The sequence below is a fragment of the Haemophilus parainfluenzae genome (assembly GCF_036288925.1).
GTDB lineage: Bacteria > Pseudomonadota > Gammaproteobacteria > Enterobacterales > Pasteurellaceae > Haemophilus_D.
The window spans coordinates 537,468-554,242 of record NZ_CP127167.1 but is presented as its reverse complement, the minus strand read 5'-3'; the positions used below and the strand labels follow the sequence as shown (position 1 = coordinate 554,242).

Sequence of the window (16,775 nt, the reverse complement as noted above, 5' to 3'; positions counted from 1 at the left end):
TGAAGATCACGGTCGGTCTGCCTTCTCATTATTGTATTTTTTCTGTTCTTGTTTGATTCATTAATTTGTCATAGAATTGATAGGCTCATCTGTTTGTAGGCTTTTTAGCCTTATTGAGCGAAAATGACATTTCTATGTGTATATTTGCAGTATGTATTTTTGTATTGTAAATAAATTTATTTTTAATCATTATTTAGGATAATCGAAAAGTGAATAAAGTATTCAAGATTATTTGGAATAAAACCACACAATCATTAGTGGTGACTTCCGAATTAGCAAAAGGGGAAGCGAAAGCCTCATCCTCGAGTTCATCAAAAAATTCCACAACGGGAAAGTTTTTTAAACTATCCGTTTTAGCCTTATTTTTTTCTCAAATCTGTGATGTCGCTTATGCTGCAGTAACAGCAGGAAATCGAGATACATTAGTTAGAACTGACGACAGAGGTGCTATCGCCATTGCAGGAGGGACAGCAGGTGACCCAAAGAGTACAAGTCTTGACCAAGGTAATGGGCCTATCGCCATCGGTTGGGGAGTAAAAGCCGTCAAAAATGGTGATATTGCGATTGGTGGTAAAGACAAGTTAGCGACAAGCGTTAATGGTGGGAATGCCATCGGTTTTGGGGTTAAAACCCTTGTAACAGCCTCTAAAGGCGTGGCGATAGGTTCCGATGCACAGGTGCTTGCAAATAGTGGTTTAGCCCTTGGTGAAGGCGCTGTTGTTATGGCTGGTGATGATCAAGCTCATAGCATTGCTTTAGGTTCAGGCTCTTATAGTTTGTCAACATCGACAAGTAACCTAGATATTACTTATAAAAATAAAGATGGGCAAGATGTTACTGCGGTGTCAGCAGGTAAAAACAATATTGGCACACTCTCTATAGGTAATGCTGGCTCTATAGGTAATGCTGGCTCAGGTGGTAAACCCCCATTTACTCGCCAGATTGTTAATGTTGGTGCGGGTGAAATAGCGGAGTCCAGTACAGACGCTGTAAATGGTAGCCAACTTTATCACGTATTAACAAAAAGTGGCTTTAATGTTAAACAAGCAGGGACGGATACATCGCGCATTACAAACAACAAAAACGTTAATTTTGTAAATGGTGCTTATACCACCGCAAGTGTGGCATCAACTGCGTCAGGCGCAGACGTTACGTTTAATGTGAAGACACAAGATATCACAGTGAGCAAGGGGCGAGCATCAGAAGCAATCGATGATGATGTTGTGGCAAGAGCAAAAAATGTTGCTAAAGCAATTAATACGGTAGCGGATTCAAAAGCGGATAAAGAGACCGAGTATCAGTTTCGTGTTGCAGGAGAAGTAAAGAAAACGTGGAATCTTGGTACAGGAAATGGAATTAATTTTGCCGTTGAGAATACAGGCGATCTTGAGGTTAAATATATCGATGATGCGAATGGTACGGTGCAATATGGTTTATCTCAAAAAACCAAAAATAATATATCGAATGCTTTAACTACAGCGCAACAGGCAAGTACATCGGCCTCTTCAGCAACAACAGTTGCCAATAATGCATTAAATGTATCGCAAACAGCGAGTACAGTGGCCTCATCTGCTCAGAATACGGCTAATTTAGGTTTAACAACAGCTCGCACCGCAAGTAATTCAGCTTCAGCGGCTTATCAAGTGGCGACTGGCGCCCGCGATACGGCAAATGCAGCAAGTAGTGCAATCAGTGCGCTACATCAGCGACAGTACAAGTTTAATATTGCGAATAACGTTAATAAATTAAAGAATGATAAAGGTGAAGCTGTTGGTTGGGATCTTAAGAACGATGGTGGTGTAACATTTGGTGCTACTGATGATCTTGAAGTTTCCACTGATAAGATGGGTAATATTGTCTACGGTTGGTCGCAAACTTCAAAAAATACGATTAGTTCAGCGGTTTCAAATGCAGTAGGTGCAGCAAACTCTGCAAAATCTTCAGCTTCAGCGGCAAGCAATAGTGCAAGTTCTGCACAGTCTTCAGCGTCAGCGGCAAGTAATAGCGCAAGCTCCGCACAGTCTTCAGCGTCTATCGCAAGTAACAGTGCAAGTTCAGCGCAATCTTCAGCGTCAGTGGCAAGTAATAGCGCAAGTTCTGCACAGTCTTCAGCGTCTATTGCAAGCAACAGCGCAAGTTCTGCGCAATCTTCCGCATCAGCGGCAAGTAATAGCGCAAGCTCCGCACAATCTTCAGCTTCAGCGGCAAGCAACAGCGCAAGTTCTGCACAGTCTTCAGCGTCTATCGCAAGCAACAGTGCAAGCTCAGCGCAATCTTCAGCGTCAGTGGCAAGTAATAGCGCAAGCTCCGCACAATCTTCAGCGTCTATCGCAAGCAACAGTGCAAGTTCTGCGCAGTCTTCAGCGTCTATCGCAAGCAATAGCGCAAGTTCTGCGCAATCTTCCGCATCAGCGGCAAGTAATAGCGCAAGTTCTGCACAGTCTTCAGCGTCAGTGGCAAGTAATAGCGCAAGTTCCGCACAATCTTCAGCTTCAGCGGCAAGCAACAGTGCAAGTTCTGCACAGTCTTCCGCATCCGTGGCAAGCAACAGTGCAAGTTCTGCACAATCTTCAGCGTCTATCGCAAGCAATAGTGCAAGTTCCGCACAATCTTCAGCTTCAGCGGCAAGCAACAGTGCAAGCTCTGCGCAATCTTCAGCGTCAGTGGCAAGCAACAGCGCAAGTTCTGCACAGTCTTCAGCGTCTATTGCAAGCAACAGTGCAAGTTCTGCGCAATCTTCAGCGTCAGTGGCAAGTAATAGCGCAAGCTCCGCACAATCTTCAGCTTCAGCGGCAAGCAACAGCGCAAGTTCTGCACAGTCTTCAGCGTCTATCGCAAGCAACAGCGCAAGCTCCGCGCAATCTTCAGCTTCAGCGGCAAGCAACAGTGCAAGTTCTGCACAATCTTCCGCATCAGCGGCAAGTAATAGCGCAAGTTCTGCACAGTCTTCAGCGTCTATCGCAAGCAACAGTGCAAGTTCTGCGCAATCTTCAGCTTCAGCGGCAAGCAACAGTGCAAGTTCAGCGCAATCTTCAGCGTCAGTGGCAAGTAATAGCGCAAGTTCTGCACAGTCTTCAGCGTCTATTGCAAGCAACAGCGCAAGTTCTGCGCAATCTTCCGCATCAGCGGCAAGTAATAGCGCAAGCTCCGCACAATCTTCAGCTTCAGCGGCAAGCAACAGCGCAAGTTCTGCACAGTCTTCAGCGTCTATCGCAAGCAACAGTGCAAGCTCAGCGCAATCTTCAGCGTCAGTGGCAAGTAATAGCGCAAGCTCCGCACAATCTTCAGCGTCTATCGCAAGCAACAGTGCAAGTTCTGCGCAGTCTTCAGCGTCTATCGCAAGCAATAGCGCAAGTTCTGCGCAATCTTCCGCATCAGCGGCAAGTAATAGCGCAAGTTCTGCACAGTCTTCAGCGTCAGTGGCAAGTAATAGCGCAAGTTCCGCACAATCTTCAGCTTCAGCGGCAAGCAACAGTGCAAGTTCTGCACAGTCTTCCGCATCCGTGGCAAGCAACAGTGCAAGTTCTGCACAATCTTCAGCGTCTATCGCAAGCAATAGTGCAAGTTCCGCACAATCTTCAGCTTCAGCGGCAAGCAACAGTGCAAGCTCTGCGCAATCTTCAGCGTCAGTGGCAAGCAACAGCGCAAGTTCTGCACAGTCTTCAGCGTCTATTGCAAGCAACAGTGCAAGTTCTGCGCAATCTTCAGCGTCAGTGGCAAGTAATAGCGCAAGCTCCGCACAATCTTCAGCTTCAGCGGCAAGCAACAGCGCAAGTTCTGCACAGTCTTCAGCGTCTATCGCAAGCAACAGCGCAAGCTCCGCGCAATCTTCAGCTTCAGCGGCAAGCAACAGTGCAAGTTCTGCACAATCTTCCGCATCAGCGGCAAGTAATAGCGCAAGTTCTGCACAGTCTTCAGCGTCTATCGCAAGCAACAGTGCAAGTTCTGCGCAATCTTCAGCTTCAGCGGCAAGCAACAGTGCAAGCTCAGCGCAATCTTCAGCGTCAGTGGCAAGTAATAGCGCAAGCTCCGCACAATCTTCAGCGTCTATCGCAAGCAACAGTGCAAGTTCTGCGCAGTCTTCAGCGTCTATCGCAAGCAATAGCGCAAGTTCTGCGCAATCTTCCGCATCAGCGGCAAGTAATAGCGCAAGTTCTGCACAGTCTTCAGCGTCAGTGGCAAGTAATAGCGCAAGTTCCGCACAATCTTCAGCTTCAGCGGCAAGCAACAGTGCAAGTTCTGCACAGTCTTCCGCATCCGTGGCAAGCAACAGTGCAAGTTCTGCACAATCTTCAGCGTCTATCGCAAGCAATAGTGCAAGTTCCGCACAATCTTCAGCTTCAGCGGCAAGCAACAGTGCAAGCTCTGCGCAATCTTCAGCGTCAGTGGCAAGCAACAGCGCAAGTTCTGCACAGTCTTCAGCGTCTATTGCAAGCAACAGTGCAAGTTCTGCGCAATCTTCAGCGTCAGTGGCAAGTAATAGCGCAAGCTCCGCACAATCTTCAGCTTCAGCGGCAAGCAACAGCGCAAGTTCTGCACAGTCTTCAGCGTCTATCGCAAGCAACAGCGCAAGCTCCGCGCAATCTTCAGCTTCAGCGGCAAGCAACAGTGCAAGTTCTGCACAATCTTCCGCATCAGCGGCAAGTAATAGCGCAAGTTCTGCACAGTCTTCAGCGTCTATCGCAAGCAACAGTGCAAGTTCTGCGCAATCTTCAGCTTCAGCGGCAAGCAACAGTGCAAGTTCAGCGCAATCTTCAGCGTCAGTGGCAAGTAATAGCGCAAGTTCTGCACAGTCTTCAGCGTCTATTGCAAGCAACAGCGCAAGTTCTGCGCAATCTTCCGCATCAGCGGCAAGTAATAGCGCAAGCTCCGCACAATCTTCAGCTTCAGCGGCAAGCAACAGCGCAAGTTCTGCACAGTCTTCAGCGTCTATCGCAAGCAACAGTGCAAGCTCAGCGCAATCTTCAGCGTCAGTGGCAAGTAATAGCGCAAGCTCCGCACAATCTTCAGCGTCTATCGCAAGCAACAGTGCAAGTTCTGCGCAATCTTCAGCGTCAGTGGCAAGCAACAGCGCAAGTTCTGCACAGTCTTCAGCGTCTATTGCAAGCAACAGTGCAAGTTCTGCGCAATCTTCAGCGTCAGTGGCAAGTAATAGCGCAAGCTCCGCACAATCTTCAGCTTCAGCGGCAAGCAACAGCGCAAGTTCTGCACAGTCTTCAGCGTCTATCGCAAGCAACAGCGCAAGCTCCGCGCAATCTTCAGCTTCAGCGGCAAGCAACAGTGCAAGTTCTGCACAATCTTCCGCATCAGCGGCAAGTAATAGCGCAAGTTCTGCACAGTCTTCAGCGTCTATCGCAAGCAACAGTGCAAGTTCTGCGCAATCTTCAGCTTCAGCGGCAAGCAACAGTGCAAGTTCAGCGCAATCTTCAGCGTCAGTGGCAAGTAATAGCGCAAGTTCTGCACAGTCTTCAGCGTCTATTGCAAGCAACAGCGCAAGTTCTGCGCAATCTTCCGCATCAGCGGCAAGTAATAGCGCAAGCTCCGCACAATCTTCAGCTTCAGCGGCAAGCAACAGCGCAAGTTCTGCACAGTCTTCAGCGTCTATCGCAAGCAACAGTGCAAGCTCAGCGCAATCTTCAGCGTCAGTGGCAAGTAATAGCGCAAGCTCCGCACAATCTTCAGCGTCTATCGCAAGCAACAGTGCAAGTTCTGCGCAGTCTTCAGCGTCTATCGCAAGCAATAGCGCAAGTTCTGCGCAATCTTCCGCATCAGCGGCAAGTAATAGCGCAAGTTCTGCACAGTCTTCAGCGTCAGTGGCAAGTAATAGCGCAAGTTCCGCACAATCTTCAGCTTCAGCGGCAAGCAACAGTGCAAGTTCTGCACAGTCTTCCGCATCCGTGGCAAGCAACAGTGCAAGTTCTGCACAATCTTCAGCGTCTATCGCAAGCAATAGTGCAAGTTCCGCACAATCTTCAGCTTCAGCGGCAAGCAACAGTGCAAGCTCTGCGCAATCTTCAGCGTCAGTGGCAAGCAACAGCGCAAGTTCTGCACAGTCTTCAGCGTCTATTGCAAGCAACAGTGCAAGTTCTGCGCAATCTTCAGCGTCAGTGGCAAGTAATAGCGCAAGCTCCGCACAATCTTCAGCTTCAGCGGCAAGCAACAGCGCAAGTTCTGCACAGTCTTCAGCGTCTATCGCAAGCAACAGCGCAAGCTCCGCGCAATCTTCAGCTTCAGCGGCAAGCAACAGTGCAAGTTCTGCACAATCTTCCGCATCAGCGGCAAGTAATAGCGCAAGTTCTGCACAGTCTTCAGCGTCTATCGCAAGCAACAGTGCAAGTTCTGCGCAATCTTCAGCTTCAGCGGCAAGCAACAGTGCAAGCTCAGCGCAATCTTCAGCGTCAGTGGCAAGTAATAGCGCAAGCTCCGCGCAATCTTCCGCATCCGTGGCAAGCAACAGCGCAAGTGCAGCGGATAGTTCAGCGTCAGCAGCAAGTAACAGCGCAAGCTCAGCGGCATCTTCTGCCTCAGTAGCAGAAAGCACGGCAAGACGTATTGAAGACGCAGGAATTGTTGATAGCAAAGGTCGTACGGCGATTGCAGCAGATAATACTAGTGATAGAAATAGCGCATCAGCGAAAGGTAAAGATGCGACAGCTATGGGGTATGGTTCAAATGCAAGTGGCGAAAATGCAACAGCTATTGGTAATAATGCGGAAGCATCAGGTAAAAACTCAACAGCATTAGGTCAAGATGCTAAAGCAACAGCAGAAAATGCAGTGGCGATTGGTCAGGGATCTGAGGCTCATGAGAAAGATACTGTATCTGTAGGACGCCAAAATCATGAACGTCGTATTACTAATGTTGCGAATCCTGTTCATGCGACTGATGCGGCAAATAAACAATATGTTGATAGTGCCGTGAGTTCGGTTCGTAATGATGTGAATTCAGTACGTAGTGATCTGAGAAAAACGGATAAGAAACTTCGTGGTGGTATTGCCGGTGCAACAGCTATTGCCAATATTCCACAAGTGACGCGTCCTGGTGCATCAATGGTTGGTGCTGGTGTTGGCAATTATAAAGGTCAAAGCGCAGTTGCCGTAGGTTATTCGAGAATGAGTGATAATAATAAGATTATCTTCAAAGTAACCGGTGGAGCAACAACTCAAGGTGATTATAATATTGGAGCCGGTATCGGTTACCAATGGTAATGAATTGATGCATTAAGTTGAAATGACTCAGGAAATTCCTGAGTCATTTTTATATGGCTTCAAGTATGATAAATAAAATACCTTAAAGTTTAACCGCTCTTTTTAGAGGATTTATATAACAAGGATATAACGTGAAAAAATATAAGATTGGGATTACTTTTAATTTAGAAGCGCAAGTTGCAGATATCTGGGCAAATGGCGCAAATCAAAATGTGATTCATCTTTATACACTATTTAAACATTCTGATATTGTGCAAGATGTTGTATTGGTTTCCTGGGGGCCTGAGAAGCGAACAACACCACCGAAAGGTTTTATGCTAGATAACCTTAACTTAAAATTTGCCTATATTGACGATGTGATTGATGAGTTGGATGTTCTTATTGAGGGATCATTAACCGTTGAACCGCCTCAAGTAACACGTATGCATGAACATGGTGGGAAAGTAGTCTGTTATAAAATGGGTAACGATTTTGTGATGGATATGGAATATTTTCTTTTTGATAAGAAAGCCGGTCGTGTATTTAATGGTACGATGTTTGATAAGGTATGGATGATTCCTCAGCATGAAAATACCTGTCGTTCTTATCTTTCAATTATGTATGACTGCGATTCTTATGTTGTACCAGCTATTTGGTCTCCAATATTTTGTGATCAAGTAATTGAACGATTAAAAAAAGATCATAATCTGGAGTTTGGTTATAAGCCAAATTTTGTTGAAAAAGGTAAGCGCATTGCTTCGTTTGAAGCTAATATGAATATTGTAAAAACGAGCTTTATTCCGATTTTAATTTGTGAACAGGCATACCGAACTGATCCAAGTAAAATTAAGCATTTTTATGCTTGTAATACTTATCATAAAAAAGATAACCCGACATTTTTTAACTTTATCGGTAGAACACAAATTGTAGGAAAAGGAATAATGACTGTTGAAGGTCGTTATCAGATGCCAGATTTTTTAACAAGATATGTTGATGTAGTACTCAGTCACCAATGGGAAAATGGATTAAATTATGCCTATAATGATGCATTGTACGGGGGATATCCATTCATTCACAATTCTAAATTATTACCGAAAGGTGTTGGCTATTACTATGATGAATTTGATGCTTTTAATGGCGCAAAAGTGCTATTAGATGTGATCGAGAATCATGATAAAAATCATGTTCAATATGTAAAACGCGCAAATGAGTATTTGGATTCTTTATTGCCCACTAACCCAGTTAATATATACCTATACGAGAAAGAATTAAAAAGATTATTTGAATAATAAGGTTTGTTATGTTTAAAGGCTATGTAATTAACTTAACCCGAAGTAAAGAAAGACTCTATAGATTTAATCAACATCCAGATGCAAAATTTTTTACGAGGCTAGAAGCAATCGATAAAAATGATTTTGAGCATATTTCGAATGTGGAAAATTTATTGTTTGATCAAACATTTGTTCAATCTCATTATCATAGAGCATCAGTGAGTTTAGGAGAAATCTGTTGTACCCTTTCACATATTAAAGCTTGGAAAATGATCGCTGAAGATCAATCACTTAATGATGACGATTTTGCTGTAGTCGCTGAAGATGACATTATCTTGGCACCTCGTTTTTCTTATTCCGTTCGTCAATTAATTGATAATATGAGAAAGAGTGAGTCGAATATTGTTCTTTTACATAAAATTGGCGGGCGAATTCCTTTTTGGAAAAGTGCAATTTCAACAGGTGATGAAGAAATTAAGCCAGTTGTGTTTTTAAATCATAATGAATATGACAATGACGGGGCATCACTTTATTTAATACGTAGATCATTTGCTAAAAAGATGACGGAAAAATGCCAAAGGATCAAACCATTTTGGTTGGCAGATATTTTTACCGCATTTTGTGAGAGTAATCATATTACGGTTGCAAATCCTTTATTAGGGTCGATTACAGAATGGAGCGATTCTTATATTTGGGATAGAGATTTACCTAATAAAAAGAAAAAGATTTTGTTTGTTCATCAATCATTGATCATTGGTGGAGCAGAAACGATTCTGTTAAATTACTTAAAGATACTGGCATTAAATCCCAATTATGAGGTTGAACTACTTCTTTTAAATGAAGCACCTATATCAAGAATTAATTCGCTAATTCCAGATTCCGTGAAAGTTTCCTTTATTCTAACGGAAGTAGAGTCTGAGTTTAATATTTTTTTATATTGGAAATTACAAGATCAATTAACAGAAAAAGAGAGACATTATTTCTCTAGTTGGCAAAACGGAATAAAGATAAGAACAAATAATGCGATCTTAGATTTTTTAACCCAAAATCATTTTGACATTATTGTGAATTTTAATCAGCATTTAGATGATTTTCTTTCTCAATACGATGTATCAAGTAAAATTATTCGTTGGGTACATATTAAAGATGATCTTGATCGATATCGAGAGAATGCCACACAGTATTATCCTATTTTGGCTAAACATTGTGCCGCAATTACAATTTCTCATGATATGGATCATTTGGCCAAAATTTCTTTTGCTAAAATGAATTTAGCATTACCAACTCAGATGATTTATAACCCTGTAGATAATTTTAGAATTTGTCGCTTGGCCGAGGAAATCAATCCAGAGGATAAAGCCTTATTTGCACAACCTTTTATTCTTTCGGTAGCAAGGTTATTCGAATATAAAAATCATTTACAGATGTTGGATATTTATGCTGAGTTAAAAAAACGTGGCTGTAAAGAAAAACTTTATATTATCGGTAAAGGGCATGAACATATCGAAGCACAATTAGTAGACAAAATTCATCACTTAGGTTTACAAGATGATTGCTTGTTATTAGGAAGCCGTGATAATCCTTTTCCGTTTATGAAGCATGCGAAGTTATTTATGCATACTTCTCGTTTAGAAGGGCTTCCGACAGTATTTATTGAAAGTATGATATGTGGTACACCAATCATTGCTTTTGATTGCCCAACAGGTCCGAGAGAAATATTAAATGATGGTAAATTTGGTATGTTAATACCATTAGGTGATGAGAAAGCGTTTATTGAACAAGCTTATCAATTTTTAACGAATGATATCATCAGTACCGCTTATCGAAAGAAATTAATTGAGGCGGTCAAGCCATTTATGTTTGAGTCGGTATCTAAACAATTTTTTGCATTTCTTAAAACAATTGAGTAGCACTGTCCTTATTGTTGCTATGGGTGATTAGTCGATTATCCCCACTTTTGAAAGCGGGGATAAAATCAATATTTAAGTAGAATTACATTTTAGGAATGTTAATGCCTGATGAAAGCACGTCTTGAATATCCGATTTTAAAACATCTGCTTTTGGCCCATAAATCGCTTGGATACCAGAGCCTTTCACGATAAAGCCCATTGCGCCCGCTTGTTTCCAGCTTGCTTTATCACCCACTAAGTCTGGGTTATGTACGGTAATACGTAAACGTGTCATACAAGCATCAACATCTGCGATGTTATTACGTCCACCAAGTAAGTTGATGATTTGAATAACTTGCGCGCTAGCATTTGCCACTTTTGGCTCATCGCTAGAAGCTTCATCTGAACCTTTTGCATCATAGTTACCATTACGGCCTGCTGTGGCAAGATTAAATTTCTTAATCATAAAGTTCGCGATAAAGAACATAGCAACGGCAAATAGGATAGATACCCAAATAAAGTTGATTACATCCATACCAATGCCGGCTTTAATCGCCATTGGTGTACGGGTTAAGAACTCAATGTTACCGAAGGAATGCACACGTAAGTCCACGATATCTGCCATGGCAAAAGCAGAACCTTGTACTAACGCATAAACAATATAAAGTGGTAATGCGACAAACATAAACATGTATTCGATTGGCTCTGTTACCCCTGTTAAGAACACCGCAAGTGCTGATGAAAGGAAAATACCTTTATAGAGTTTTTTCTTATCTTCATCTACGTTGATATACATCGCAAGTGTCAAACCCATTAAGATACCGCTTGAACCAATCATTTGCCCTACTTTGAATCGAGCGGGTGTCACGGTTGAAAGTAGCTCGTTATATTGGGTTACATTACCCGCATCTTTAAGGTTAATTAAGTCAGAAATCCATGCAAGCCATAGCGGGTCTTGACCAAATACTTGTTTACCTTGTTGTACACCTGTTAAGAATTCATAAGTACCCCCTAATGACGTATAATTCATTGGGATAGTCAACATGTGGTGTAAACCAAACGGAAGTAATAGACGCTCTAAGGTACCATAAATAAATGGTGCTAAGATTGGCGCTGAGTTTTGTGAATTAGCAATCCATTGACCGAAATGGTTAATTCCGGTTTGGACTAAAGGCCAGAATAGCGATAAGACGATAGCGACTAATACAGAACGATAAATAACAACGAAAGGAACAAAACGTTTACCATTAAAGAAGGTGAGTACTTCAGGTAACTTACGGAAATTGTAGTAACTATTGAAGGTTGTTGCCCCCACAAAACCCGCAATAATACCGACGAAAACCCCCATATTCAATGCAGGTTGCCCTAGAATATTCACAAAGTAATGTGCAACTGGGATTTCGCCTGCAAATACGGTATTTACGTGTGCATTTGGATCCGCTAGCATTTCAAGTTTCACACCGAAAAAGTTACCAGTGATTAAGTTAATTAAAATGAAAGCAAGACCCGCTGCAAATGCGCCACCTGCACGCTCATTTGCCCAGCTACCACCAATCGCTAAAGCAAATAATAAATGAAGGTTACCGATAATCCCCCAACCAATTTGAGCGATAATGTTTCCGACACGTACTAGCCATTCTGTGTCACTAATCAAAGGCAGTGAGTTGCCAATACTCACCATTAAACCTGCTGCTGGCATAACGGCAATCACCACCATTAGGCATTTACCGAATTTTTGCCAAAACTCAAAACTGAGCATTTTTTTCATATCTATTCTCCTACAAGATGAGAGCTACTTCTACGCCAAAATGGTCGGAAACAATCGGTTTATTTTTTCCATTAAAAATAACCTGACTGGATAAAACCCTTTTTGCTTGGTTTAAAAAAAAATAATCTAATCGCTTTTCTTGACTATGGCCTTTCCAGCCATCAATCGCTTTCTCTACAGTGATGCCGCTATCCTTTTGCTCTGCCATTTCAAACGTATCAAATAAACCTAAGGATTTAATTTGTTGATAAGCTTGCTGATCGCTTATTGCATCGGTATTAAAATCGCCCATCAAGATTTTAAGATTCGCACTTTGACTCCGTTCTACAATATAACGAACATTATCGAGTTGGTTTTCCCCATCGCAATTTGGCAAATTGATATGGCAAGAATAACATTCAATTAACTGACCTTGATATTCCACCGTCAAACCAATGATTTTACGCGAGAGAATCGAGTCAATACGTTGATGTTGGCTACAATAAAATGCATCAACATCATAGACAGGCAAACGGGTTAAAAACGCAATGCCTTCATCATATTTATCGTAACCAATATGCGAATTGCTCCAAAAAAACGAATATTTTTGTGCAACGCGTTGATTGATTTTATTCAACAGAATGACACCATAGTTATCTTGCTTTAATGTCGGCGAAATAGCAGGAGCCGACATCAATTGATTAACCTCTTGTAAGGCGATAATGTCATAGCCCTTTTCCACAATCGTCTCAGCAAGAATCTCTATTTTTTCCGCTTGGTTAGCTTCTAACCAAGCGTGTACATTCAGGGTAAGTAGTTTCATTGCTTTCCCCCTTAGCCCTCACAATGCCAGATGTCTGCATTATATTGAGCGATAGTGCGATCTGATGAGAAGAAGCCCGCTTTTGCGATATTGTGAACCACTTTCTCATTCCAGCTATCTTGATCTTCATAATCAGCTAAGATTTGTTCTTTCGCTTCGACATAAGCATTAAAGTCAATTAACGTCATAAACCAGTCTTTATTCAATAATTCGTTATAAAGACGTTCTAAACGTGTTTTGTTCCCTAATTTCACCACGGCAGGATTTAGAATAAAATCGACCGCTCTTTTAATCTCTTTGTCGTTTTCATAATACGCTTTTGAAACATAACCCGCTGTTTCATAAAGTTTAATAATGCTTTCTGAATCTTTACCGAAAGTATAGATATTTTCAGTGCCTGCTAATTCTGCAATTTCAACATTAGCACCATCCATTGTGCCTAGTGTTAACGCGCCATTCAGCATAAACTTCATATTCCCTGTGCCAGAAGCTTCTTTAGAGGCAAGTGAAATTTGTTCTGAAATATCGGTTGCAGGAATCAGCTTTTCCGCCACGCTCACATTATAGTTTTCCACTAAATGCACGTTTAAATACTTGTTCACTTCAGGATCATTATTGATTAACTCAGATAAACAAAGAATTAAGTGAATAATATCCTGAGCAATAATATAAGCAGGTGCAGCTTTTCCACCGAAAATCACGGTAATTTTACGTTTTGGTAATTTACCTGCTTTAATTTCTAAGTATTTATGAATCACGTAAAGTGCATTCATTTGTTGGCGTTTATATTCATGGAAACGCTTAATTTGCGTATCAATGATTGAATTTTCATCTAAATCAATACCTTTATTTTCTTTAAGGTAGGTTTTTAATGCCAATTTGTTTTCAAACTTAATTTTCGCTAATTGTTGGTGAACCTTTTTATCATCTTTAAAGGCTAACAATTTTTCTAATTTCGTTGCATCATGCAAATACTCATCACCAATCAATTCTTTAATATAAGCCGCTAATGGTTGGTTAGAAAACTCTAACCAACGGCGGAATGTAATACCGTTTGTCTTATTATTGAATTTTTCAGGATATAACGCATAGAACGCTTTAAGCTCTGAATTTTTCAAAATCTCCGTATGTAATGCCGCCACACCATTCACAGAATTTGAAAAGTGGATGTCCATGTGCGCCATATGCACACGTTTTTGTTTATCAATAATTTGTACGGCTGGATCTTGATATTCCGCACGCACTAATTCATCTAATTTTTTAATGATCACCACTAAATGTGGCACCACTTCATCGAGATAATCGAGTGGCCATTTCTCTAGCGCTTCAGCCAAAATCGTATGGTTGGTATAGCCCACCATATTACGTACAATTTCAACCGCTTCTGCAAATTTAATCTGATGTTTTTCCATTAATAAGCGAATTAATTCAGGAATCACCATTGAAGGGTGTGTATCATTGATCTGTACATAGGCATAATCGGCTAGATCATGTAAATTACTGCCACGAGCAATCGCTTCATCAATTAATAACTGTGCCGCATTTGATACCATAAAGTATTGTTGATAAATACGCAGTAATTCCCCATTTTTATCTGAATCATCTGGATAAAGGAATAAAGTCAGATTTTCTTCAATCGCAGTTTTATCAAACTCAATCCCTTTTTTAATCAATTTTGAATTTACTGATTGAATATCAAATAAATTGAGATAGTTTTTCGTCTCTTTCTTATAACCTAAAATATCAATGCGATCTAATTTAGAGGTTAACGTAAATTTCTTAAATGGTACTTCATAGCTAATATCTGTTGGAATTAACCAAGAGTTATCCTCAATCCAATCATTAGGCTCGGCATGTTGTTCATTCTTTTTAAAGACTTGTTTAAATAAGCCATAATGATAATTTAAACCGACCCCTTCCGCATTTAATCCAAGCGTAGACATGGAATCAATAAAACAAGAAGCCAAACGCCCTAAACCACCATTTCCTAAAGACGGTTCTGGCTCAATATCTTCAATATGACTTAATGATTTACCCGCACTTGCTAATTCCGTTTTGATGTCTTGATACACACCAAGGTTAATCAGGTTATTAGAAAGTAATTTACCAATTAAGAATTCTGCAGAAATATAATAAACCTTACGTTTACCTGTGTTTTTCGGTTTATCTGCTGAGAGTGTTTTTACGTAATTTAATAATTGAATATAAGTTTCTTTATCGCTTAATTGTTCAAGCGATTTATTGGTTTCGTTTTTTACAAATGTACTAAATTTCATCATTATGTTTTTCCTGATTCACACGTTGATATAACGTGGTCATTTTTGCTAAAAAGTCTTTTTTATCTTGTGTTAAATCTGATTGTTGCATTCTCCATTGCCAGTTTCCACCAATTGTTGAAGGAACATTCATTCTTGAGCTCGCAGGCAAGTCTAAAACATCTTGCATTGTGGCAATCGCCGTATTGCTCACCGTCGCAAAAAGCTGACGAATCATTGCTTGGCAAATGGATTCATCCTCACGGCGGTGGGTATAATCATTAATATATTGCTGCTGTTGTTCAGTCAGGCTGTTATACCAACCATTAGTCACATCATTATCATGTGTGCCGGTATAAACAATGGAATGTGGAATGCAATAGTGCGGGCTATCTAAGCTTTTTCCGCTAACATCTTCAAAGCCAAATTGTAGGATCTTCATACCTGGGTAATGACAATCTGCAAGCAGTTTTCTGGCTTTATCATCAATATTACCTAAATCTTCGGCAATAATCGGTAAATCGCCTAGTTGCTCTTTAACGGCTTTAAATAAGTCATAACCAGGGCCTGGCTGCCAGCTACCATCTTTAGCAACCTCTGCTTTTCCGTCCACTTGCCAATAATCAGAGAAACCTTTGAAATGGTCGATACGCAGTACATCATAAATCTTGAAGCTTTCTTCAATACGGTGAATCCACCAAGTGTAGCCTTGTTTTTTATGCACTTCCCAATCGTAAAGCGGGTTACCCCAAAGCTGCCCAGTTGCACTGAACTGATCAGCTGGAACCCCGGCAACAAAAAGCGGATTGCGTTCTTTATCTAATTGGAAAAGTTCTGGTTTGGTCCAAACTTCTACGCTATCTGCTGCCACATAAATTGGCATATCACCGATAATCTGAATACCTTTTTGATTCGCATAATGTTTTAATTCGCCCCATTGTTTAAAGAAGAAATATTGCGTCACTTTGAAGTACTGAATTTGATCCGATAACATCGTGCGATATTTTTCTAGCGTGTTTGGATCACGCGCCACGACTTTTTTATCATCCCATTTTTGCAACGCTTGGTTACCAAAATGTTCTTTAATAGCCATAAACTCAGCAAAATCGTCTAACCACAAGCGGTTGTTTTTTTCAAAATTTTGGAAATCCGCTTGGAATGATTGATTCGCTAAAAAATTTTTCACGGCGATTTCTAAAATTGGACGGCGCGCATAGAAGATGCGTTCATAATCCACGTTAGTTGGATCATCACCAAAATTGACTGATGTATAATTAGCTTTCTTCAACAAGCCCATTTGAGTTAATAAGTCAAAATCAATAAGGTGAGTATTGCCTGCAATCGCAGAAAAAGATTGATAAGGAGAATCTCCATAACTGGTGGTGGTAAGTGGAAGAATTTGCCAATAAGTTTGTTTAGTTTCAACTAAAAAATCGACAAAGTCATAAGCAGATTGCCCAAAACTACCAATCCCAAATGCATTTGGTAGAGAAGTAATGTGCATAAGAACACCACTTGAACGAGTCAGCATAATATATCCTCTAGGAAGTCATGATTTTGGCTCATTCTAACCTAAACATATTTTAACGCAATAACTTTTACG

The 16,775-nt window shown here is 41.1% G+C and carries 8 protein-coding genes; 3 read left to right on the top strand and 5 right to left on the bottom strand.

Going from position 1 to position 16,775, the window contains the following annotated elements; all coding sequences use genetic code 11:
* Positions 1 to 1,858: 1,858 nt before the first annotated feature.
* Entirely contained in the window at positions 1,859 to 6,541 is a 4,683-nt protein-coding gene (locus QQS40_RS02845) for a hypothetical protein (protein WP_329506010.1), read from the bottom strand.
* Here QQS40_RS02845 and QQS40_RS02840 point away from each other — a divergent pair.
* The 3 genes from QQS40_RS02840 (at position 6,444) to QQS40_RS02830 (ending at position 10,368) form a co-directional block, all read left to right on the top strand.
* Positions 6,444 to 7,208, top strand: a complete 765-nt coding sequence (locus QQS40_RS02840) for a YadA family autotransporter adhesin (protein WP_329506008.1) — start codon at positions 6,444 to 6,446, stop codon at positions 7,206 to 7,208. The genes QQS40_RS02845 and QQS40_RS02840 overlap by 98 nt on opposite strands.
* 131 nt (positions 7,209 to 7,339) lie before the next feature.
* Complete coding sequence (locus QQS40_RS02835; protein WP_049356931.1) at positions 7,340 to 8,476, top strand: DUF2827 family protein; 1,137 nt, start codon at positions 7,340 to 7,342, stop codon at positions 8,474 to 8,476.
* Positions 8,477 to 8,487: 11 nt separating this feature from the next.
* Positions 8,488 to 10,368, top strand: a complete 1,881-nt coding sequence (locus QQS40_RS02830; RefSeq protein ID WP_289902394.1) for a glycosyltransferase — start codon at positions 8,488 to 8,490, stop codon at positions 10,366 to 10,368.
* An 82-nt stretch (positions 10,369 to 10,450) separates the two neighbouring features.
* On the opposite strand, the gene QQS40_RS02825 is transcribed toward QQS40_RS02830, so the two are convergent.
* The 4 genes from QQS40_RS02825 to malQ are packed head-to-tail and all read right to left on the bottom strand — an operon-like array spanning position 10,451 to position 16,703.
* Positions 10,451 to 12,115: a PTS transporter subunit IIBC gene (locus QQS40_RS02825; protein ID WP_289902395.1), complete on the bottom strand. Its 1,665-nt coding sequence runs from the start codon at positions 12,113 to 12,115 to the stop codon at positions 10,451 to 10,453.
* A gap of 10 nt (positions 12,116 to 12,125) precedes the next feature.
* On the bottom strand, positions 12,126 to 12,917 hold the full coding sequence (locus QQS40_RS02820) for an endonuclease/exonuclease/phosphatase family protein (protein WP_289902396.1): 792 nt from the start codon (positions 12,915 to 12,917) through the stop codon (positions 12,126 to 12,128).
* An 11-nt stretch (positions 12,918 to 12,928) separates the two neighbouring features.
* The gene (gene glgP, locus QQS40_RS02815; protein ID WP_289902397.1) at positions 12,929 to 15,196 is read right to left on the bottom strand and encodes a glycogen/starch/alpha-glucan family phosphorylase; all 2,268 of its coding nucleotides are present in this window, start codon (positions 15,194 to 15,196) and stop codon (positions 12,929 to 12,931) included.
* Entirely contained in the window at positions 15,183 to 16,703 is a 1,521-nt protein-coding gene (gene malQ, locus QQS40_RS02810; RefSeq protein WP_289902398.1) for a 4-alpha-glucanotransferase, read from the bottom strand. The genes glgP and malQ overlap by 14 nt, the downstream gene beginning before the upstream one ends.
* Positions 16,704 to 16,775: the final 72 nt, after the last annotated feature.